The following is a 16,160-nucleotide window of genomic DNA, read 5'->3' as shown; positions in this document are numbered from 1 at the left end:
CTCCTTCTATTTGTCATATACCGTATAAGCTGAGAATTGCTTTTCCCAGGATTCAGGTTCCCCTTTATAGGCTGTCCAGTCAGTATCTCTGCCATCAGTATTCGTCATTTTCAGTTCATTTGACTTCAGAACAGTCAGTTTAACATTTTCAGATGTATGCAAAATTAATTCTGTATAGTAGCTGGAAGCTGCTCCTATGCCTTCAATAAAAAGATAAGTGTGTTCATCTTTGATTTTAAAATCTTTATAGTAAAGAGAGCTTTTCTTTATTTGATAAAGTCTTAACGTTTTTTTCAGAGAAGAAAAAGGCTCCCTGCATAATATGGAGAGCGCAATCTCAGTTTTAAACCCTACATTCCACTGTAAATACAAAACAGATGGATTTTTCATTATAAGAGTCATTGCATCTCCATGCAGATGGTTTAATTGATCCATCGAGGTCTGATTTACCAAAGGGCTTCATCCCTTTCATTGTTCATTGCTGTTATTATTATGACATAAGAATAATCCATGAGAAAATAACTTGAATTAAGACATTTTTCGACAATTTACATATTACCCTTTAGAATGTATCAAATCTATGATATAAAGAAAAAGGGAAAAAATATTAGAAGGTGAATAAATATGGAGATTATGATCATTGCCCTGTTTGTAGTCAGCATTCTTTTAATTGGCATCTCTTTCTTTCAGAGAGATCACGTAAAAGATATTGAACAGGAAGTTGAACACCTGTCTGTTTCTTCGATGCAAGAAATATACAAGCTGAAGAAAAAAGTCAGAGTGCTTGAAGAAGAAATTCTTCAAAATGATTTGGAGCATACTGATAATGAATCGATTGACCCTCAGACGCTTCAGCGTATCATTTTGAAACATAATCAAGGATTATCCACTGAAGCAATTGCAAGATCTGAATACTTAAGCGAAGAAGAGATCGGAACCATTCTTAGAAAGAATGAGAGGGTCTTAACATGAGCAAAAAAGGATTACAATCATTCGCAGCCGGAATGATTTTGTCTACATCTGTTCTTGCTGCTACATATTTTATAGGTAACAGCAATGAAAAAGCAGCTGCTCCTGTAAACAATGAAGTTTCCGAGAATGATATTAAAGAATTTTTAATGAAAAATGGCCAGACAGCGATCGATACAAAAGAGTATGACGAGCTTATTGCCTTTAAAGAAACAACACTGATTGAAAAACAAGAGCAAGCCGAAGCCCCTACTGAAGAAAAGCCTCAAAATGAAAAGTACACGTTAAAAATTGTAGAAGGCATGAATACAGGTGATGTTTCTGACATCCTGGAACAAGAAGGCGTCATTGCCTCTGCAAAGGATTTTAACGAGTTTGTCATTAATGGGAATTATCACACAAAGGTGCGCATGGGAACTTTTGAACTTACTAAAGGCATGAGCTTCAGCGAAATTGTCAATGTACTTGTCAAATAAAAAACGCAGAAAATGTCTTAAACTTAAAAAAGAGCTTGTCACTCATGGGTGACAAGCTCTTTTAGTTTATGTATTTAAATCATATCTTCTGCCTTTAACTAGATATAATACACTTTCAGAAATATTCGTTGCATGATCTGCAGTACGCTCAATATATCTGCAGACAAACATTAATTGAGTAATCTGCTGCATAAGCTCTTTACGCTCAGGCATGATTTCGAGAAGCTCTCTGATTGTTTGTCCATAATAATCATCTACTTGATCGTCCATATCAGCAACCCTCTTAGCTAATAGGACATCTTCCTCGTTGTATGCCTTAACAGAAAGAGAAAGCATTTCTACAGCAAGCGCATGCATTTTTTTGATTGTTTCAATAGGTTTGAATAAAGGTTCATCGCCGATTCGAATCGTTGATTTAGCAATATTAACAGCAAAGTCAGCCATTCTTTCGATATCATTAGAAATTTTAATGGCAACGATAATACGTCTTAAATCAATCGCAACCGGCTGCTGTTTTGCAATAAGAAGTATCGCCAAATCATTTATTTCCTCATCCAAATCATCAATGCGCTCATCGTTTTCAATGATTTCGAGCGCTGCTTCTACGTTTTTAGTTTCCAGGGCCTGGATAGCTTCTGTTAAAGCAAGCTCTGTGAGCTGTGCAATTTCATTTAATTTATCACGCAGTAATTTTAAATCGTATTCAAATTTCTCTCTAACCACCATGTTTAGTTCCCTCCAAATTTCGTCTGTTTTTTTATGAAATATGATTGCTTAACTATATGGGAATAAGTCGTGCAAGTATTCATTTGCACGACTTATTTCTCTAAATATTATCCGAAACGTCCTGTAATATAGTCTTCTGTTCGTTTATCTGAAGGATTCGAGAACAAACGATCTGTTTCTGAATACTCAACAACTTCCCCATTTAAGAAGAACGCAGTCCGGTCAGAAATACGTGCAGCCTGCTGCATATTGTGAGTAACGATCACGATGCTGTACTGTTTTTTCAATTCCTGAACCAGCTCTTCTACTTTTAATGTTGAAATTGGATCAAGAGCAGATGTAGGTTCATCCATTAAAATAACATCCGGCTCAATCGCTAGACAGCGGGCGATGCATAGGCGCTGCTGCTGACCGCCTGATAAACCGAAAGCATTTTCTTTAAGGCGATCTTTTACTTCGTCCCAGATGGCAGCACCTTTTAAACTTTTTTCAACGATTGCATCAAGAGTCTTTTTATCACGAATCCCATGGATTCTTGGACCGTATGCAACATTGTCATAAATGGATTTTGGAAAAGGATTTGGTTTTTGGAACACCATGCCGACTCGTGTGCGCAGATCTTCCACTCCATAGCCTTTATCAAAGATATTTTTGCCGCGGTAAACGATTTTTCCAGATGTACGAACCGTAGGAATCAGCTCTACCATGCGGTTTAACGTTTTAATGTAAGTAGACTTCCCGCAGCCAGACGGTCCAATAATCGCCGTAACTTCATTTTCATAGATATCCAGGTCAATATTTTTTAATGCCTGATCGTTTCCGTACCAAAGGTTGAGATTATCTGTTTTGTAAACGATGCTTTTTTCTATTTCTGCATTCGTTTCAAATTCTTCTTTTTCCTCGCGCTCTTTCACAACTTTTGTCATTTCCATTGTGTGAAACCTCCTTCATCCTTTTCAAAACTATCTTAGTAATTTTTTTGGAATTTATTACGAATGAATACTGCAACAGAGTTCATGACAATCAGGAAAATGAATAAAACGATAATTCCTGCAGCAGCTACATCCTGAAAATCAGCCTGAGGTCTTGAAGCCCAGTTGAAAATTTGAATTGGCATTACTGTAAATGTGCTCATAAAACTTGCAGGCAAGTAGTTTACAAAAGCAAATGCACCTACCACAAGCAATGGTGCTGTTTCACCAATTGCTCTTGAAAAAGCAAGAATACTCCCTGTTAATATACCTGGTACAGCAGCAGGCAAAACTACTTGACGGATCGTTTGCCATTTTGTTGCCCCCATTCCAAATGATGCTTCGCGCATTTCTTTCGGAACAGCCCTGATCGCTTCCTGTGATGCAACAACAATTACTGGAAGAACAAGAAGCGCCATCGTAAATCCGCCGGCTAAAATACTTCTTCCTAGATCAAAAAATCGAACGAATACCGTTAACCCCAAAAGACCAAATACAATTGACGGAACTCCCGCAAGGTTTGCAATATTGATCTGCAGAAAATTTGTGAATCTATTTTTCTTAGCGTATTCTTCCAAATATAATGCTGTTCCAACTCCTAGAATTAATCCGACCGGGATAACAACTGCCATTACCCACAATGATCCAACAAGCGCTGCTTTGATGCCGGATGCAGAAGGCCTCCTTGATGCAAAGTTTTGAAAAAATTCTGGAGTTATATAACTAAATCCTTGAGTGAATATCCGATATAAAAGGATCGCAAGCACTACCAGTGCAAAGCTTGTAGCCAATAAGAAAATGCCTTTATAGAAGCCGTTTACGGCAAGTCTGCTGGACATTTTTTTAGCGACTTTATCTTTATTAATGTAGTTCATTTTAATATTCCTCCCTAAAGCGTCGAGAAATGAACTGTGCCAGTAAATTCATCAGAAGCGTGAAAATGAACAGCGTCATACCTACAGCATAGATACTATAGTAAATCGTTGTTCCATATCCGGCATCTCCTGAACTTACTTGTACAATATAAGCTGTCATTGTCTGAATCGACTCTGTCGGATCAAATGTAAGCTTTGGAGTAGCTCCCCCAGCAAGAGTAACGATCATCGTTTCACCGATCGCTCTTGAAATAGCTAACACAAATGATGCAACTACACCTGACACAGCCGCAGGCAAGACAACTTTCATTGCCACTTCAAACTTCGTAGAGCCAAGGGCAAGGGCTCCTTCTCGCATTGATTTAGGAACAGAAGTCATTGCATCTTCAGAAAGGGATGCAATCATAGGAATAATCATGATACCTACAACAATGCCGGGACTAAGAGCATTAAAAAAACCTAAGTCCGGTATAATAGATTGCAGCAATGGCGTGACAAACGAAAGAGCAAAGAAACCATAAACAATTGTCGGGATTCCTGCCAGCACTTCTAATATCGGTTTGATAATTCTTCTGACGCGGTCTGAAGCATACTCACTCAAATAAATAGCAGAAGCTAGACCTATTGGCAATGCCACCAGCATAGCAATGAATGCAACGAGAAGCGTACCTGATACTAATGTGATGATTCCGTAAGAAGGATCGCTTGCAAAGAATGGATACCATTCTTTTTGTGTAATAAAGTCAATAAATGAAACTTTGCTGAAGAATGTAAATGTCTCAACAATAAGTGTAAATAAAATTCCAACAGTTGTAAGTACAGATATAATAGCTGTCAGGAGCAGAAATGCAGGAACGATCTTCTCTATATATCTTACCCAGGATCTCTTTTCCTTTTTCTCTTTTATCATTTCACTGACAGAGCGGCTTGTTTGTGTTGCCATATTGTGAAAACCCCTTTCCAAAACATGGGAAGATGAGAAGCAATTATGCTTCTCATCTATTAGATTTTGAAATTATTTTAAACCTTCGATTGTTTTAAGCTGTTCTGTGTATTTTTCTTCTGGAAGGCTTACATAGCCAACTTCTTCAGCTAATGCGCCAGCGTTTTCCATGTAGAACTTAACATACTCAGCAACTTGTGGCTTTTCTTTCATTGATGCGTTGTTAACATAAATGTATAGCGGGCGTGAAAGCGGATTATACTCGCCAGATTCAACTGATTCGTTAGTTGGTTCAACAGCTTTGCCCTCTTCATTTACGATAGGAACAACTTTTAAAGTGTCTTTGTTTTCTAAGTAATAAGCATATCCGAAGAAGCCCATTGCTGTTTTATCGCTTTGTACTCCTTTTACAAGAACGTTGTCATCTTCAGAAAGTGTTGCTTGCTTAGCAACAGCTTCATCTTCAAGGATTACTTCGTTGAAATAATCATATGTTCCTGAGTCAGTTCCAGGTGAGAAAAGTTTGATTGTTTCATCCGGCCATTCAGGATTAATATCAGACCATTTCTTTTCTTTGCCGTCTTCAACCCAGATCTTTTTCAAATCTTCTACAGTTAATTCTTTAATGAAATCATTTTCTTTATTAACTACTACTGATAAACCGTCAAATGCTACTTGTAATTCTGTATATTCAATTCCAGCGTCTTTCGCTGCTTTAGCTTCTTCATCTTTAATCGGACGTGATGCTTGAGCAATATCTGTTTCACCAGCTACGAACTTTTCAAAGCCGCCGCCAGTTCCTGATACGCCGATTGGAGCTTTAACATCTTTGTTTTCCATAGCGAATTCTTCAGATACTGCTTCACCGATAGGAGCAACAGTTGATGATCCGTCGATTCCAACTTCACCTTCTAATTGAGCTGCTTCTTCAGAAGATCCATTTTCTGAACCGTTGCCTTCTGAACTTTCACCATTTCCACAAGCTGCTGCGAATGCAAGCAATGATGAAATCATAATTGTCATGGCTAAAAATTTGAAGCTTTTCATATTTCTTAATTCCCCCTACAAAGTGGTGTTTTTGTCCTACAAGTAATACAATAACGCTAAAGTGTTAACATGGTTTTAATCGAATGTTAAGGTTTTGTAAATGCATGAATAATCGTGTCGCCTTTTGTAGAATGATTTATACATAATAAAAAGCACTCTATTTAGAGTGCTTTTTATTATTTTCATTTGAATGGATTTCTATTCATTTTCTTCCTCTTCAAACACCCTTGCATTCTCCGGCTGTCCTACACCTTCCTGAATGCCTTCTTTGCTTTGTTCGCTTTTCAGCTCAAAGTATTTATCCATAACCCTTCTTCCGATCAGATTATTAATAGGATGTGAATTTTCGGCTGTATCATAAGCCCATGGCACTACTACAGCAAATGCAACCTCCGGGTTATTGTGGGGAGCATATCCAACAAGTGTTAAGTTGTATGTAGGAGACAGAAATTTGTCTTTATTGGGCCCATCATAGAAAGCCTGTGCCGTCCCTGTTTTTCCTGCAGGAAAATAATCTGCCCCTGAAAAATAACTATAGGCTGTTCCATTTTTCTCCTGCGTTACACGCCTGAAGCCTTCCTGTACCCTCTCAATGTACTCACTCTTCATATCAAGCCGGTTTAAAATTTCAGGGTTTATTGATTGAATGACGGAACCAAGATTATCTTTAGGCGACGGCTCCCTGATCTCTTTTACAAGCTGAGGTTTCATGCGGTATCCGCCATTTGCTATTGTTGAAACGTATTGTGCCATTTGCAGCGGCGTATACGTATCATATTGCCCAATGGACAAATCAAGCAATAATCCAGGCGTCAGGTTCTCTCCTTTGAAGCCGGTTGCTTCATTAGGAAGGTCTATACCCGTTTTTACCCCTAATCCGAACTGACTGTAATAATTACGGAGCACCGAGAAAGCAGACGTATCAAGGGGCAATGATTTGTTTCTTCTGTATTCCCCGTTTGCCATTGCTATCGCAGTTTTGAACATATACACATTGGATGACCGCTGCAGAGCTTCAAGATCATCAATATTCCCCATATTGCGGTACGATTTTTTAGGAGGAGATCCTTTAATATATAACGGTTCATCAAGCTGGACAGTTCCGGGTTTAATGACACCGGACTCAAAGCCGGAAAGAACTGTAGCTCCTTTAACTGCAGATCCCATTGTGTATGAGCTGGTCATTGCTCCTAATGCATAATCTTCAAGAACCGTTTTTCCGTTTTCGTCTTTTTTAATTTGCTTTCCTGCCATTGACAGCATTTCGCCATTTCTAGGATCCATCATGACGACAAATGCACGGTCAAGTAAAGCTGTTCCAGATTTTTTCTTAGCAGCAAGCAGTTCTTCCTCAATAATCTTCTCAACCTCCTGCTGAAGCTGGACATCGATTGTCATGATCAGGTCCTTGCCGCTTTTTCCTTCAGATATAATTTCTGTTTCAAGAATATTGCCGGACTTATCAGTAATATTGCGGGCCTTTGCTTTTTGTCCTTGAAGAATATCTTCATATTGATACTCTAAATAGCTTTTCCCCACCCGGTCATTTCTGCTGTAATCACGGGATGTGAAATAATCCAGACGATCCTCTGGAATGCCTTCTTCTGAAGAGGAGATGCTGCCAATCAGCGTTCTTAAAGTTTTGTCAAAAACGTATTGACGCTCCCAGTCTGTTGTAATATCCACACCGGGTAAATCTTCCAGATGTTCGCTTATATAGGCAAATTCCTGTTCAGAAATATTGTCTTTTTTGATAATTTGCGGCGCTAATGCATACCCGCTGTCCATTTCTCTTTTTATTGAAAGTATTTTTAATTCATCGATCGAAATCTCCTGCAAATCTTTTTCTGTTATCCGCTCAAGCTGAAGATCGTAGAGGTCATCATCGCTCATGACTCCATCAAGTACTTTTTGTCTATTCGCTTTTGTAATTTTCTTTTCTGCTTCTTTTGGACGTGTTAAAATCCAATAATCTTTTTTATCCCTGAGAGTGATTTTTTCTAACTCTTGTTCCAGTTCCTCTTGATCTTCTTTAGAGTCCGTTCTGTCCTGGTCAAAAATCTTTGCAAGCTTTGCTGCAACTTCTAAACGTTCTTCTTGTGACGCAGTATTTGATCTGGTGTATGTAATGGCATTAATTGGTTTATTATCGACAATTGTATTGTAGTTCCGGTCAAAGATTTTCCCCCTCGGAACCGAAGTGCTGATATTCACTTCCTCATTCCGTTCAACTTCCTTGCGGTAATCCTCGCCGTATACAATTTGAACAATTCCAAGCCTTAATATCATTCCTGAAAAAACTAAAAATACTAGGAAAAACAAAACGTTAAGGCGAAGCGGAACTGTTCTTTTCTTTTTCTTTGACATATAGCACCGCCTTATTTTCTTTAAAAAACACAATAGACACCATTTTAAGGTGTCTATTGTTATAGTTTATGAAAAAAACCGACGAATTTCTATCAAATTCGACACTTGTAACATGATTGTCATATGTGATGCTAACTGCTTTCTCCATCTACAAGATTCGGTTCGGGCATATTTTTTTGACCGTTATCATTTATGGGCTCATTAGATTCCAATAAAGTCACTTTTCGGATAAAGAAATAAATAAAGCTGTGTCCAGAGCCAATAACCGCAAGTAGAATGGGAATACTCTGCTTTTCATCAAAGAGAGTGACGGCAAGAATGAATAAAAGAATGGATGTGATTCTGCCCAAGTTTAAAAATAATTCTCTTACGACAATATATTCAATTCTCGCTTCAGCTGCATTCCATGACCGTCCAATCACATCGTAAGTCAGTGAAATATAAGGAACCAGCAGCATGGGATATGCAATCGCAATTACAATAGCATACATAATCAGCTTTGGATATGTAAGTTCAAACAAGAGCAAAAAGATGGAAGCATATAATAATATTCCCCCGATTAAAATAGATTTTTTTCTCATTTTCTTTGTAATCAGCCGTGTTGCCAAATAGTAAAAGACAAAGGCTACAGCAGAGTTAATCAGGCCATATTTACCAAGAGCAAACTCGCTTCCGGTAGTAATAAATACAAGAACGCCAATGACGAAAATGAATGTTCCTTCCCTAATACCCTGAAAAAAGTGGGCGTTTGTAATCATTCTCCAATTGACATTCCGTTTTCTTTCCTTCAATACATCAAGCAGCAAATACCTGCCGTGTGCATGTCTTCTCTTTAAAAAAAGGCTTAATATAACGGCACAAAAAAATAATCCGAGTGAAATAGAAAAGATTGACTTATACCCAATATCACCTGCTAATCTTGAGATCACAAAACCTGCGACAATAGGACCGATCATGCCAGCAGAGGATGACATAATTCCTAAAAACCCGTTAAAAAAATCTCTTGTCTCAGGTTCTGTAATTTCAAATGTAAGCACATTAAAAGACAGCCAGTAAAATCCCGATCCAATCCCCAGCAGCCCTCCAAGCAAGATGATATTATTCGCTGCATCATTTCCTATTAAAAGCACCGATAAATAAAATACAGCTAAAAAAGCAACACCAAGCCTAAAAACTATTACACGATCAATTTTTTTTGCCCATCTTCCCGCAATAACAAACGTGACTGGCTGCATGATCGCAATCGACAAATTATAAATACCCAAATCCAGAAAACTGCCTGACTGTTTCCAAAGATATACATTGACAAAAGCGTTAGAAAGGGCGATTCCCAAAGAATATAATCCTCCAATAATCAGCAAAAGGATTAGTTCCTTATTGACTTCTACATCTCCAAATAATTTTTGCAACTTTGACATACTTTAAAACTCCCCTTTATTAGCTAACCATTAGTCTGTCTTTATGAGGTGGAGTTATGTATCCTAAATTTAACAGAAAAAAGCAGGAGATCTTAAAAGATCCCCTGCCTTTAATTTGCGAAAAAAATTACTTCGCTTCTTCGTAGCGTCTTGTAACTTCTTCCCAATTGACTACATTCCAGAATGAAGAAATGTAATCCGGGCGGCGGTTTTGGTAATTCAGGTAGTATGCATGCTCCCAAACGTCAAGTCCAAGAATAGGCGTTTTGCCTTCCATTAAAGGAGAATCCTGATTAGGAGTGCTTGTTACTTCTAATTCGCCGTTACTGACAACCAGCCAAGCCCAGCCAGATCCAAAGCGAGTTGCTCCAGCTTTTGCAAATTCTTCTTTGAATGTTTCAAAGCTTCCAAATTTGCTGTTGATTTTATCAGCAAGCTCACCAGATGGAGCTCCTCCGCCATTTGGGGAAAGAATTGTCCAGAAAAGGCTGTGGTTTGCATGTCCGCCGCCATTATTGCGGACTGCCGTACGTGCTGCTTCAGGAACTGCATCCAAGTTGGATACTAGTTCTTGAACGCTTTTGCTGAGAAGATCATCGTGACCCTCTAATGCTGCGTTTACGTTTGTGATATACGTGTTATGATGTTTCGTGTGATGAATGTTCATTGTTTCCTTATCAATATGCGGTTCTAATGCATCATAAGCATAAGGCAATTGCGGTAGTTCGTAAGCCATTTAAATCTCCTCCTTAAATTGTATGTAAATAGGAAGCTTATTCTTTCATAAGCTTGTCACTTTAAGATTACCAAAATTGTCCGATTGTTTCAATTTAAAAGCATTAAATATGTTTTGTTTGCATCATATATAACTTCTTTATAGAACCACGAATAAAAAATAACCGATCATAATCAGCTGAATGATTGTTTTTGCAAACACACCGGATATAAATCCGATCAGTGATCCAAGACCTATTTTAACTGATTCTTTCATATCCTTTTTATGAACAAGAAGCTCTGCAATGACTGCACCAAGGAATGGCCCAATAATAATTCCTGCAACCGGAATAAGAAACGGTCCTATCAATAAGCCTATTGTACTTCCCCATATAGCAGCTTTGCTTCCCCCGACTCGTTTGATCCCCATTAAGTTTGACACATAGTCCGCCGCAAATAAAACTGCAACAAATACACCTTCAATCAGCCAGAATTGATATCCGTATTCCTGAAAGCCAAAAAATGCTCCATAGAGAAGAAATCCTCCAACTATAAAAATGACGCTGGGTATAATTGGATAGATCAATCCGGCAAACGCAATGATAAACATTAAAATAATCAGTGCCCAGTAAATAATCTCCACTGCCATCCACCACCATTCCATGATCTCTTATAAAACTGATGTAAAAAAAGCAAGAGCATAAGCCCTTGCTTTCATTATAACTGAATCATTCTTTTTTAAACATTATTTACGGTAGCCTAAAACTGCCTCTGCAATGTTTACAGAATGATCACCGATTCTTTCAAGATTGCTGATAATATCTACAAACACAATGCCTGCTTGACCAGTACAGCTTCCTTCATTAATGCGAAGGATGTGTTTTTTGCGGAGCATGCGCTCCATTTTATCAATTTGTTCTTCAGACTTCATAACCCTTGCTGCTAAAGATGTGTCTTTGTCATCTAATGCCGATATGGCATCTTTGATTGTTTGAATGGTTAATGCAAACATTTCCTCCAGATCTGCATATGCAGAATCTGTCAGTTTCACTTTATTTGTTAATTGATAATCAACAAGCTCAACGATATTTTCGAAATGATCACCTACGCGCTCAATATCTCTTACAGCATCCATTAGTGCAGTGTGTTCTTCAGATTCATATGCAGACATTTCTGCTCTTGAAATGAGTACAAGATAATCTGTAATTTTGCGGTCAAGATTATTGATTGCATCCTCGATTTGATAAGCAGTATCTGAATGTTTTTGCTGATGGGTTTTTAGATATTGATTTGCTTCCTCAAGTCCTAAAGCGGCAAACTGGCCCATTCGCAGAATTTCCTCTTTAGCCTGGCCTAGTGCTATTGATGAAGATTGTTCAATGAAAAGAGGATCCAGATGCTTTGCTTTGTATTCCATCATTGCATCTTCTCCGGGAATTAGCTTTGTAACTATGTATGCAAGACCCCCGATAAACGGCAGATGGATTATTGTATTTGTCATATTAAAGGTTCCATGGGCAAATGCAATCGTCATTTCTGGATTCAATCCTAAATTCATCTTCAGCATTCCTATAAAAGTTGTAAATATAGGCAAGATCACTAAAAAGATTGCCGTACCTATTAAGTTGAAAAGAACATGTGTTAACGCAGCGCGTCTTGCAGCTACTGAAGCACCAATTGAAGCAAGGACTGCAGTTATAGTTGTTCCGATATTATCTCCAAACAGGACAGGCAGTGCAGCGTTAATATCAATTAGCCCCAAGCCATGCAATTCCTGCAGAATACCAATGGTCGCACTGGAACTTTGGACGATTACTGTAAATACAGTTCCAATTACTACGCCAAGAAGCGGATTATCGCTCATGCTGACTGTTAATTCCTGAAATGCTTCTATAAAACGCAAAGGCATCATGCCTTCTCCCATAAGTTCCAATCCGAAGAAAAGAGCTCCAAAACCAAATATAATTTGACCGATGTTGTGTATTTTTTTATTTTTAAAAAAGAAAAGTAATACAGCCCCCGCAAATAGGACAGGAAGTGCGTACTCAGAAATTTTAATACCGATAATAAATGCCGTGACAGTGGTTCCAATGTTTGCTCCCATTATCACCCCAATTGCCTGTCTTAAACTCATAAAGCCTGCACTGACGAGACCTATTGTAATAACTGTCGTTCCGCTGCTTGACTGAATGAGGATGGCAACAAATATACCTGCTAGAACACCCATAATTGGATTTGTTGTAAATTTATCCAGAACATCCCGAAGTCGATCCCCTGCTGATTTTTGCAGGCCGTCTCCCATGAATTTTATACCAAATAAGAAAATTCCCAGGCCGCCAACAAATTCAAATATCATTTTCTGTATATCTAAATCCAACCTATTTCAACCCCCAGCATCTTTAATCGACAACTTTCTACAACCTCCCCAATTATTATCGAATTGTGGATTATATGTAAAGGTTTTTAGCCTTATTTTCTTAAAAATTTACAATTTCTTAATATTAATTTAGGCACTGTACCTTTAGCCTTGTTTCTTTCTGCTGGGATGTATAAAATGAAAGCTGGATTATAATGAAGGAAGTGTACATAAATGAACATTTTTAAACAGTTTGCTAAAAGTTTATACTCTCCAAAGTCAATTTCCATGTTTAGATTTCAAGGAATAGGCAAAACCATTCTTTATGTGTTTTTACTAACCCTTCTTGCGACTCTCCCCATGGCAATCTACATGTCTACCGGCATTTCTGGGCTGTTGAAAGGATTAGATTCTACCCTGCAGGAAGACCTTCCTGACTTTAAAATAGAGGAAGGCACCCTAATTTCAGATACAGCTGAACCGCTTGAATTTAAAAAAGATGATTTATTTATTGTTTTCGATCCAACTGGGGCCTTTACAGCAGATCAGATTGAAAATAAGCAAAACGGAATTGGCCTTCTAAAAAATGAATTTGTTTATGCAGTTGCGGGCCAAGCTCAAAGCTATGATTATTCCATGCTGAATACAATGACTTTAACAAAAGATGACTTATCCCAATACTCCTCTCAATTTGAAAATGTACTTCCCATTGTTTTGAGTGTTGTCATTGTCATGCTGTTCCTATTTACAGCAGCTTCTAAATTCATTGAAATTACCTTTTTAGCTTTAGTCAGCATTCTTTTTAAAAATAGTTTGAAGCGAAACGTTAATTTTAAACAACTTTGGGTCATGTCGGCATATGCTGTTACTCTTGCCACTGTTTTCTTTCTCATCATGGAGTTTCTTCAAGTTTCCGTACCGAGCGGAATTTTCGTTAACTGGTTTGTTAACCTGATCATGTTGTATCTTGCTTTAAAAGAAATTCCTGCAGCCGGAAAAAAATGAAACACTTAAAAAGCGAACCCCTTCATCCAAGGGGTTCGCTTTTTAACTCACTTTGTATTCTTTTGTGGTACTTGAAAGATTTCTGGATAAATCCGTTAATTTTTGCCCTATTTGATGAGTTCTGTTCATCTGAGCAATTTGTTCTTCTGAAGCTGCGAGCATCTCTTCAGCACTAGCAAGGGTTTCCTGAGAAACAGAAGCAAAACTTTCTGCCGATTTTTCCATTAAAGGAAGAGAACCGTTGAGATGCTGAATATGCTTTTTCATTCCGGACAGCCTGCTGCTTACGATATCAATCTCCCTCATTAATTCATCAAATGATATTCTGGATTTGGCGGCCACTTCAAGATGGGAATGAATGTTAGAGAGCATATGTTCAAATTCCTTTGATGCTTTAGAAGATATATTCTCCATAGATAAGATGGATTTAGTAATGTCTTCCGTCGCCTTTGTTGACTGTTCAGCAAGTTTTTTAACTTCATTCGCAACCACGGCGAATCCATTTCCCGCTTTGCCAGCCCGAGCTGCTTCAATTGTTGCATTTAAAGCAAGAAGTTTAGTCTGTTCAGCAATGGTTTGAATAATCATTACTACATTTGCAATAGATAAAGAGTGCTCCTTTACCCCCCTGATCGTATTTGTCATCTTTTCAAATTCCTGTTCGAATGAATTCATTGTCTGAATCATTTGAGATATATTTTTTTCACCGCGATAAGCTGACTGATTCATGTCAGCCGCGCTGCTGAATAAAAATTCCATATCCTGAAAAACAACTTTTAGCTCGTCTCTCATTTGATCAAAAGCATGAATGCTGTCATCTGAGCTTGACGCTGTCTGCACAGCTCCAGCTCTTACTATCTTTATTGCCTCAACAAGCTGGCTATTATGTACGATCACATCATCAGTGGCTTCCCTGAGCTGCTCTCCCGTTACTGACAAATCCCCTGTAGTCTTATCAATGTTGCCTATCATCTTCTGCATTTGCGTCATCATTTGGTTAAAGCTTTTCATGAGTGAATTTATTTCAGGAATCGATGTTTCGATATGGATATGTTTTGTTAAATCTCCCTCTCTTACTTCCCTTATCGTTTTTCTTAACATTGCTAAGGGTTTAGTCAAACTGCGAATTGCGAAAATAAGCACGACAGTAGTAATAACTCCACTTAAAAGAACTGTCAAAGCAGTAAAAGCGGCAAGTTCTCTTGTTGTTTTCATATATGTTTGTGTAGGAACTGCTATTAAAAACTGTCCTTTTAACTCTTGAACTTGTTTAAATGACAATGTGTAGTCTATTCCGTTTATCTCTTTGTGAAAAATCCCATTATCTTTTTCCGTGATGTCGCTGATCAGGTGATCGGAAAATGCAACCTTTGAATTTTCACTTACTGAAAATGGGGCTGCCTCATTTTCTTTCACTAAGAAAAAGTCAGCACTCAATCCATCCTGAATGAGCTCTGAAGATTGATTCCTCAGCACAACTTTGTTAAATCTCTCTAAAAATTCTTCTTCTTCCCCAAGATAGGCAAACATTAAATTACCTGCAATTTCACCGGTTGTATTTACCTCCCGCTGCAGACGGTCCTCAATAATATTCATAGTCGCAGCTTTTGATTTTACGTAAGATGTGTAGCCCACGGCCGCAATAGAGGCAATCAATAAAGACAGCACAAGAATCAGCAATCTCGTCTGCAGACTGATTTTAGAAAGAAGAGGTTCAGTATCTTTTAATTTTATAAATGATAATAATTTCATTTGATTCATCCTTCCCATAGATCTATGAAAATTATCCCAAATAATTATTAAGCAAATGTAATGCCACCATTAATTTAATAAAAATATGCCTATATTTTAGAAGAAATGAAGGGCTTTTTACCTCTTCTCACTAAAAAAAGGACATATTTGAATGGGACAAGCATAAAAATAACTATCGTGAAATTACTGGGAGATGATTTTGTTGAAGCGTCTTATGATCTTCATTTTATTTATATTTCTGATCTATATCGTCTACTATGATATGAACAGCGGAACGATTGCCATAAATTCTCCTCTTGCGGCAAATGATGACCCTGCTGTAGAAACAACATCCTCAGGTTCTAAGCCTTACACCGAAAAAAAGATCAATCAGGGAGAAACCGTTCTTACAATTGTCGAACAGCTTCATAAGCAATTCCCTGTCCCCATTGATCAAATCAGAAAAGATTTTGAAAAGCTTAATCCAAGTGTAAAAGCTGACACGATACAAGTAGGAAAAACATATAAATTTCCGCTTTATGAAAAAGAAGTTGCTTCATAA

At 37.9% G+C, this 16,160-nt stretch carries 16 protein-coding genes; 4 read left to right on the top strand and 12 right to left on the bottom strand.

Annotated elements, in window-relative coordinates; all coding sequences use genetic code 11:
* Positions 1-6: 6 nt before the first annotated feature.
* Positions 7-453 (bottom strand): DUF4912 domain-containing protein, encoded by a 447-nt coding sequence (locus QFZ72_RS09580; protein ID WP_307432341.1) that lies wholly within the window; start codon positions 451-453, stop codon positions 7-9.
* A gap of 171 nt (positions 454-624) precedes the next feature.
* On the opposite strand from QFZ72_RS09580, the gene QFZ72_RS09575 reads away from it, so the two are divergent.
* On the top strand, positions 625-972 hold the full coding sequence (locus QFZ72_RS09575; RefSeq protein ID WP_307432337.1) for a hypothetical protein: 348 nt from the start codon (positions 625-627) through the stop codon (positions 970-972).
* On the top strand, positions 969-1,445 hold the full coding sequence (locus QFZ72_RS09570) for an MltG/YceG/YrrL family protein (protein ID WP_307432334.1): 477 nt from the start codon (positions 969-971) through the stop codon (positions 1,443-1,445). Before QFZ72_RS09575 ends, QFZ72_RS09570 begins: the two co-directional genes overlap by 4 nt.
* 66 nt (positions 1,446-1,511) lie before the next feature.
* On the opposite strand, the gene phoU is transcribed toward QFZ72_RS09570, so the two are convergent.
* From phoU to QFZ72_RS09520, 10 genes are all read right to left on the bottom strand, one after another.
* The gene (gene phoU / locus QFZ72_RS09565; protein ID WP_307432331.1) at positions 1,512-2,171 is read right to left on the bottom strand and encodes a phosphate signaling complex protein PhoU; all 660 of its coding nucleotides are present in this window, start codon (positions 2,169-2,171) and stop codon (positions 1,512-1,514) included.
* 107 nt (positions 2,172-2,278) lie between these two features.
* A complete protein-coding gene (gene pstB, locus QFZ72_RS09560) occupies positions 2,279-3,103 on the bottom strand; it encodes a phosphate ABC transporter ATP-binding protein PstB (RefSeq protein WP_307432328.1) in 825 nt (274 codons plus the stop codon).
* Between the two features lie 35 nt (positions 3,104-3,138).
* On the bottom strand, positions 3,139-4,017 hold the full coding sequence (pstA, locus tag QFZ72_RS09555; protein WP_307432325.1) for a phosphate ABC transporter permease PstA: 879 nt from the start codon (positions 4,015-4,017) through the stop codon (positions 3,139-3,141).
* Between the two features lies 1 nt (position 4,018).
* Entirely contained in the window at positions 4,019-4,960 is a 942-nt protein-coding gene (gene pstC, locus QFZ72_RS09550; protein ID WP_307432323.1) for a phosphate ABC transporter permease subunit PstC, read from the bottom strand.
* Positions 4,961-5,032: 72 nt separating this feature from the next.
* Positions 5,033-6,007 carry a PstS family phosphate ABC transporter substrate-binding protein gene (locus QFZ72_RS09545; protein WP_307432320.1) on the bottom strand — a complete coding sequence of 325 codons (975 nt, stop codon included), beginning with the start codon at positions 6,005-6,007 and terminating at the stop codon, positions 5,033-5,035.
* Positions 6,008-6,205: 198 nt separating this feature from the next.
* A complete protein-coding gene (locus tag QFZ72_RS09540; RefSeq protein WP_307432317.1) occupies positions 6,206-8,374 on the bottom strand; it encodes a peptidoglycan D,D-transpeptidase FtsI family protein in 2,169 nt (722 codons plus the stop codon).
* Positions 8,375-8,505: 131 nt separating this feature from the next.
* Positions 8,506-9,792, bottom strand: coding sequence for an MFS transporter (locus QFZ72_RS09535; protein ID WP_307432314.1), 1,287 nt, complete (start codon positions 9,790-9,792; stop codon positions 8,506-8,508).
* A gap of 127 nt (positions 9,793-9,919) precedes the next feature.
* Positions 9,920-10,528 carry a superoxide dismutase SodA gene (gene sodA / locus QFZ72_RS09530; protein WP_307432311.1) on the bottom strand — a complete coding sequence of 203 codons (609 nt, stop codon included), beginning with the start codon at positions 10,526-10,528 and terminating at the stop codon, positions 9,920-9,922.
* A 138-nt stretch (positions 10,529-10,666) separates the two neighbouring features.
* Positions 10,667-11,170 carry a DUF456 domain-containing protein gene (locus tag QFZ72_RS09525; RefSeq protein WP_373464461.1) on the bottom strand — a complete coding sequence of 168 codons (504 nt, stop codon included), beginning with the start codon at positions 11,168-11,170 and terminating at the stop codon, positions 10,667-10,669.
* 81 nt (positions 11,171-11,251) lie between these two features.
* On the bottom strand, positions 11,252-12,883 hold the full coding sequence (locus QFZ72_RS09520) for a Na/Pi cotransporter family protein (protein WP_307432308.1): 1,632 nt from the start codon (positions 12,881-12,883) through the stop codon (positions 11,252-11,254).
* A 213-nt stretch (positions 12,884-13,096) separates the two neighbouring features.
* On the opposite strand from QFZ72_RS09520, the gene QFZ72_RS09515 reads away from it, so the two are divergent.
* The gene (locus QFZ72_RS09515) at positions 13,097-13,867 is read left to right on the top strand and encodes a DUF1189 domain-containing protein (protein ID WP_307432305.1); all 771 of its coding nucleotides are present in this window, start codon (positions 13,097-13,099) and stop codon (positions 13,865-13,867) included.
* 42 nt (positions 13,868-13,909) lie between these two features.
* Here the strand turns inward: QFZ72_RS09515 and QFZ72_RS09510 are convergent, their stop codons facing one another.
* Entirely contained in the window at positions 13,910-15,619 is a 1,710-nt protein-coding gene (locus QFZ72_RS09510; RefSeq protein ID WP_307432302.1) for a methyl-accepting chemotaxis protein, read from the bottom strand.
* 202 nt (positions 15,620-15,821) lie between these two features.
* On the opposite strand from QFZ72_RS09510, the gene QFZ72_RS09505 reads away from it, so the two are divergent.
* Positions 15,822-16,160 (top strand): hypothetical protein, encoded by a 339-nt coding sequence (locus QFZ72_RS09505; protein ID WP_307432298.1) that lies wholly within the window; start codon positions 15,822-15,824, stop codon positions 16,158-16,160.

It is taken from the genome of Bacillus sp. V2I10, assembly GCF_030817055.1.
Lineage (GTDB): Bacteria > Bacillota > Bacilli > Bacillales > Bacillaceae > Bacillus_P.
Note: the sequence above shows the minus strand (reverse complement) of the source record. Positions and strands in the feature narration are given on the sequence as shown.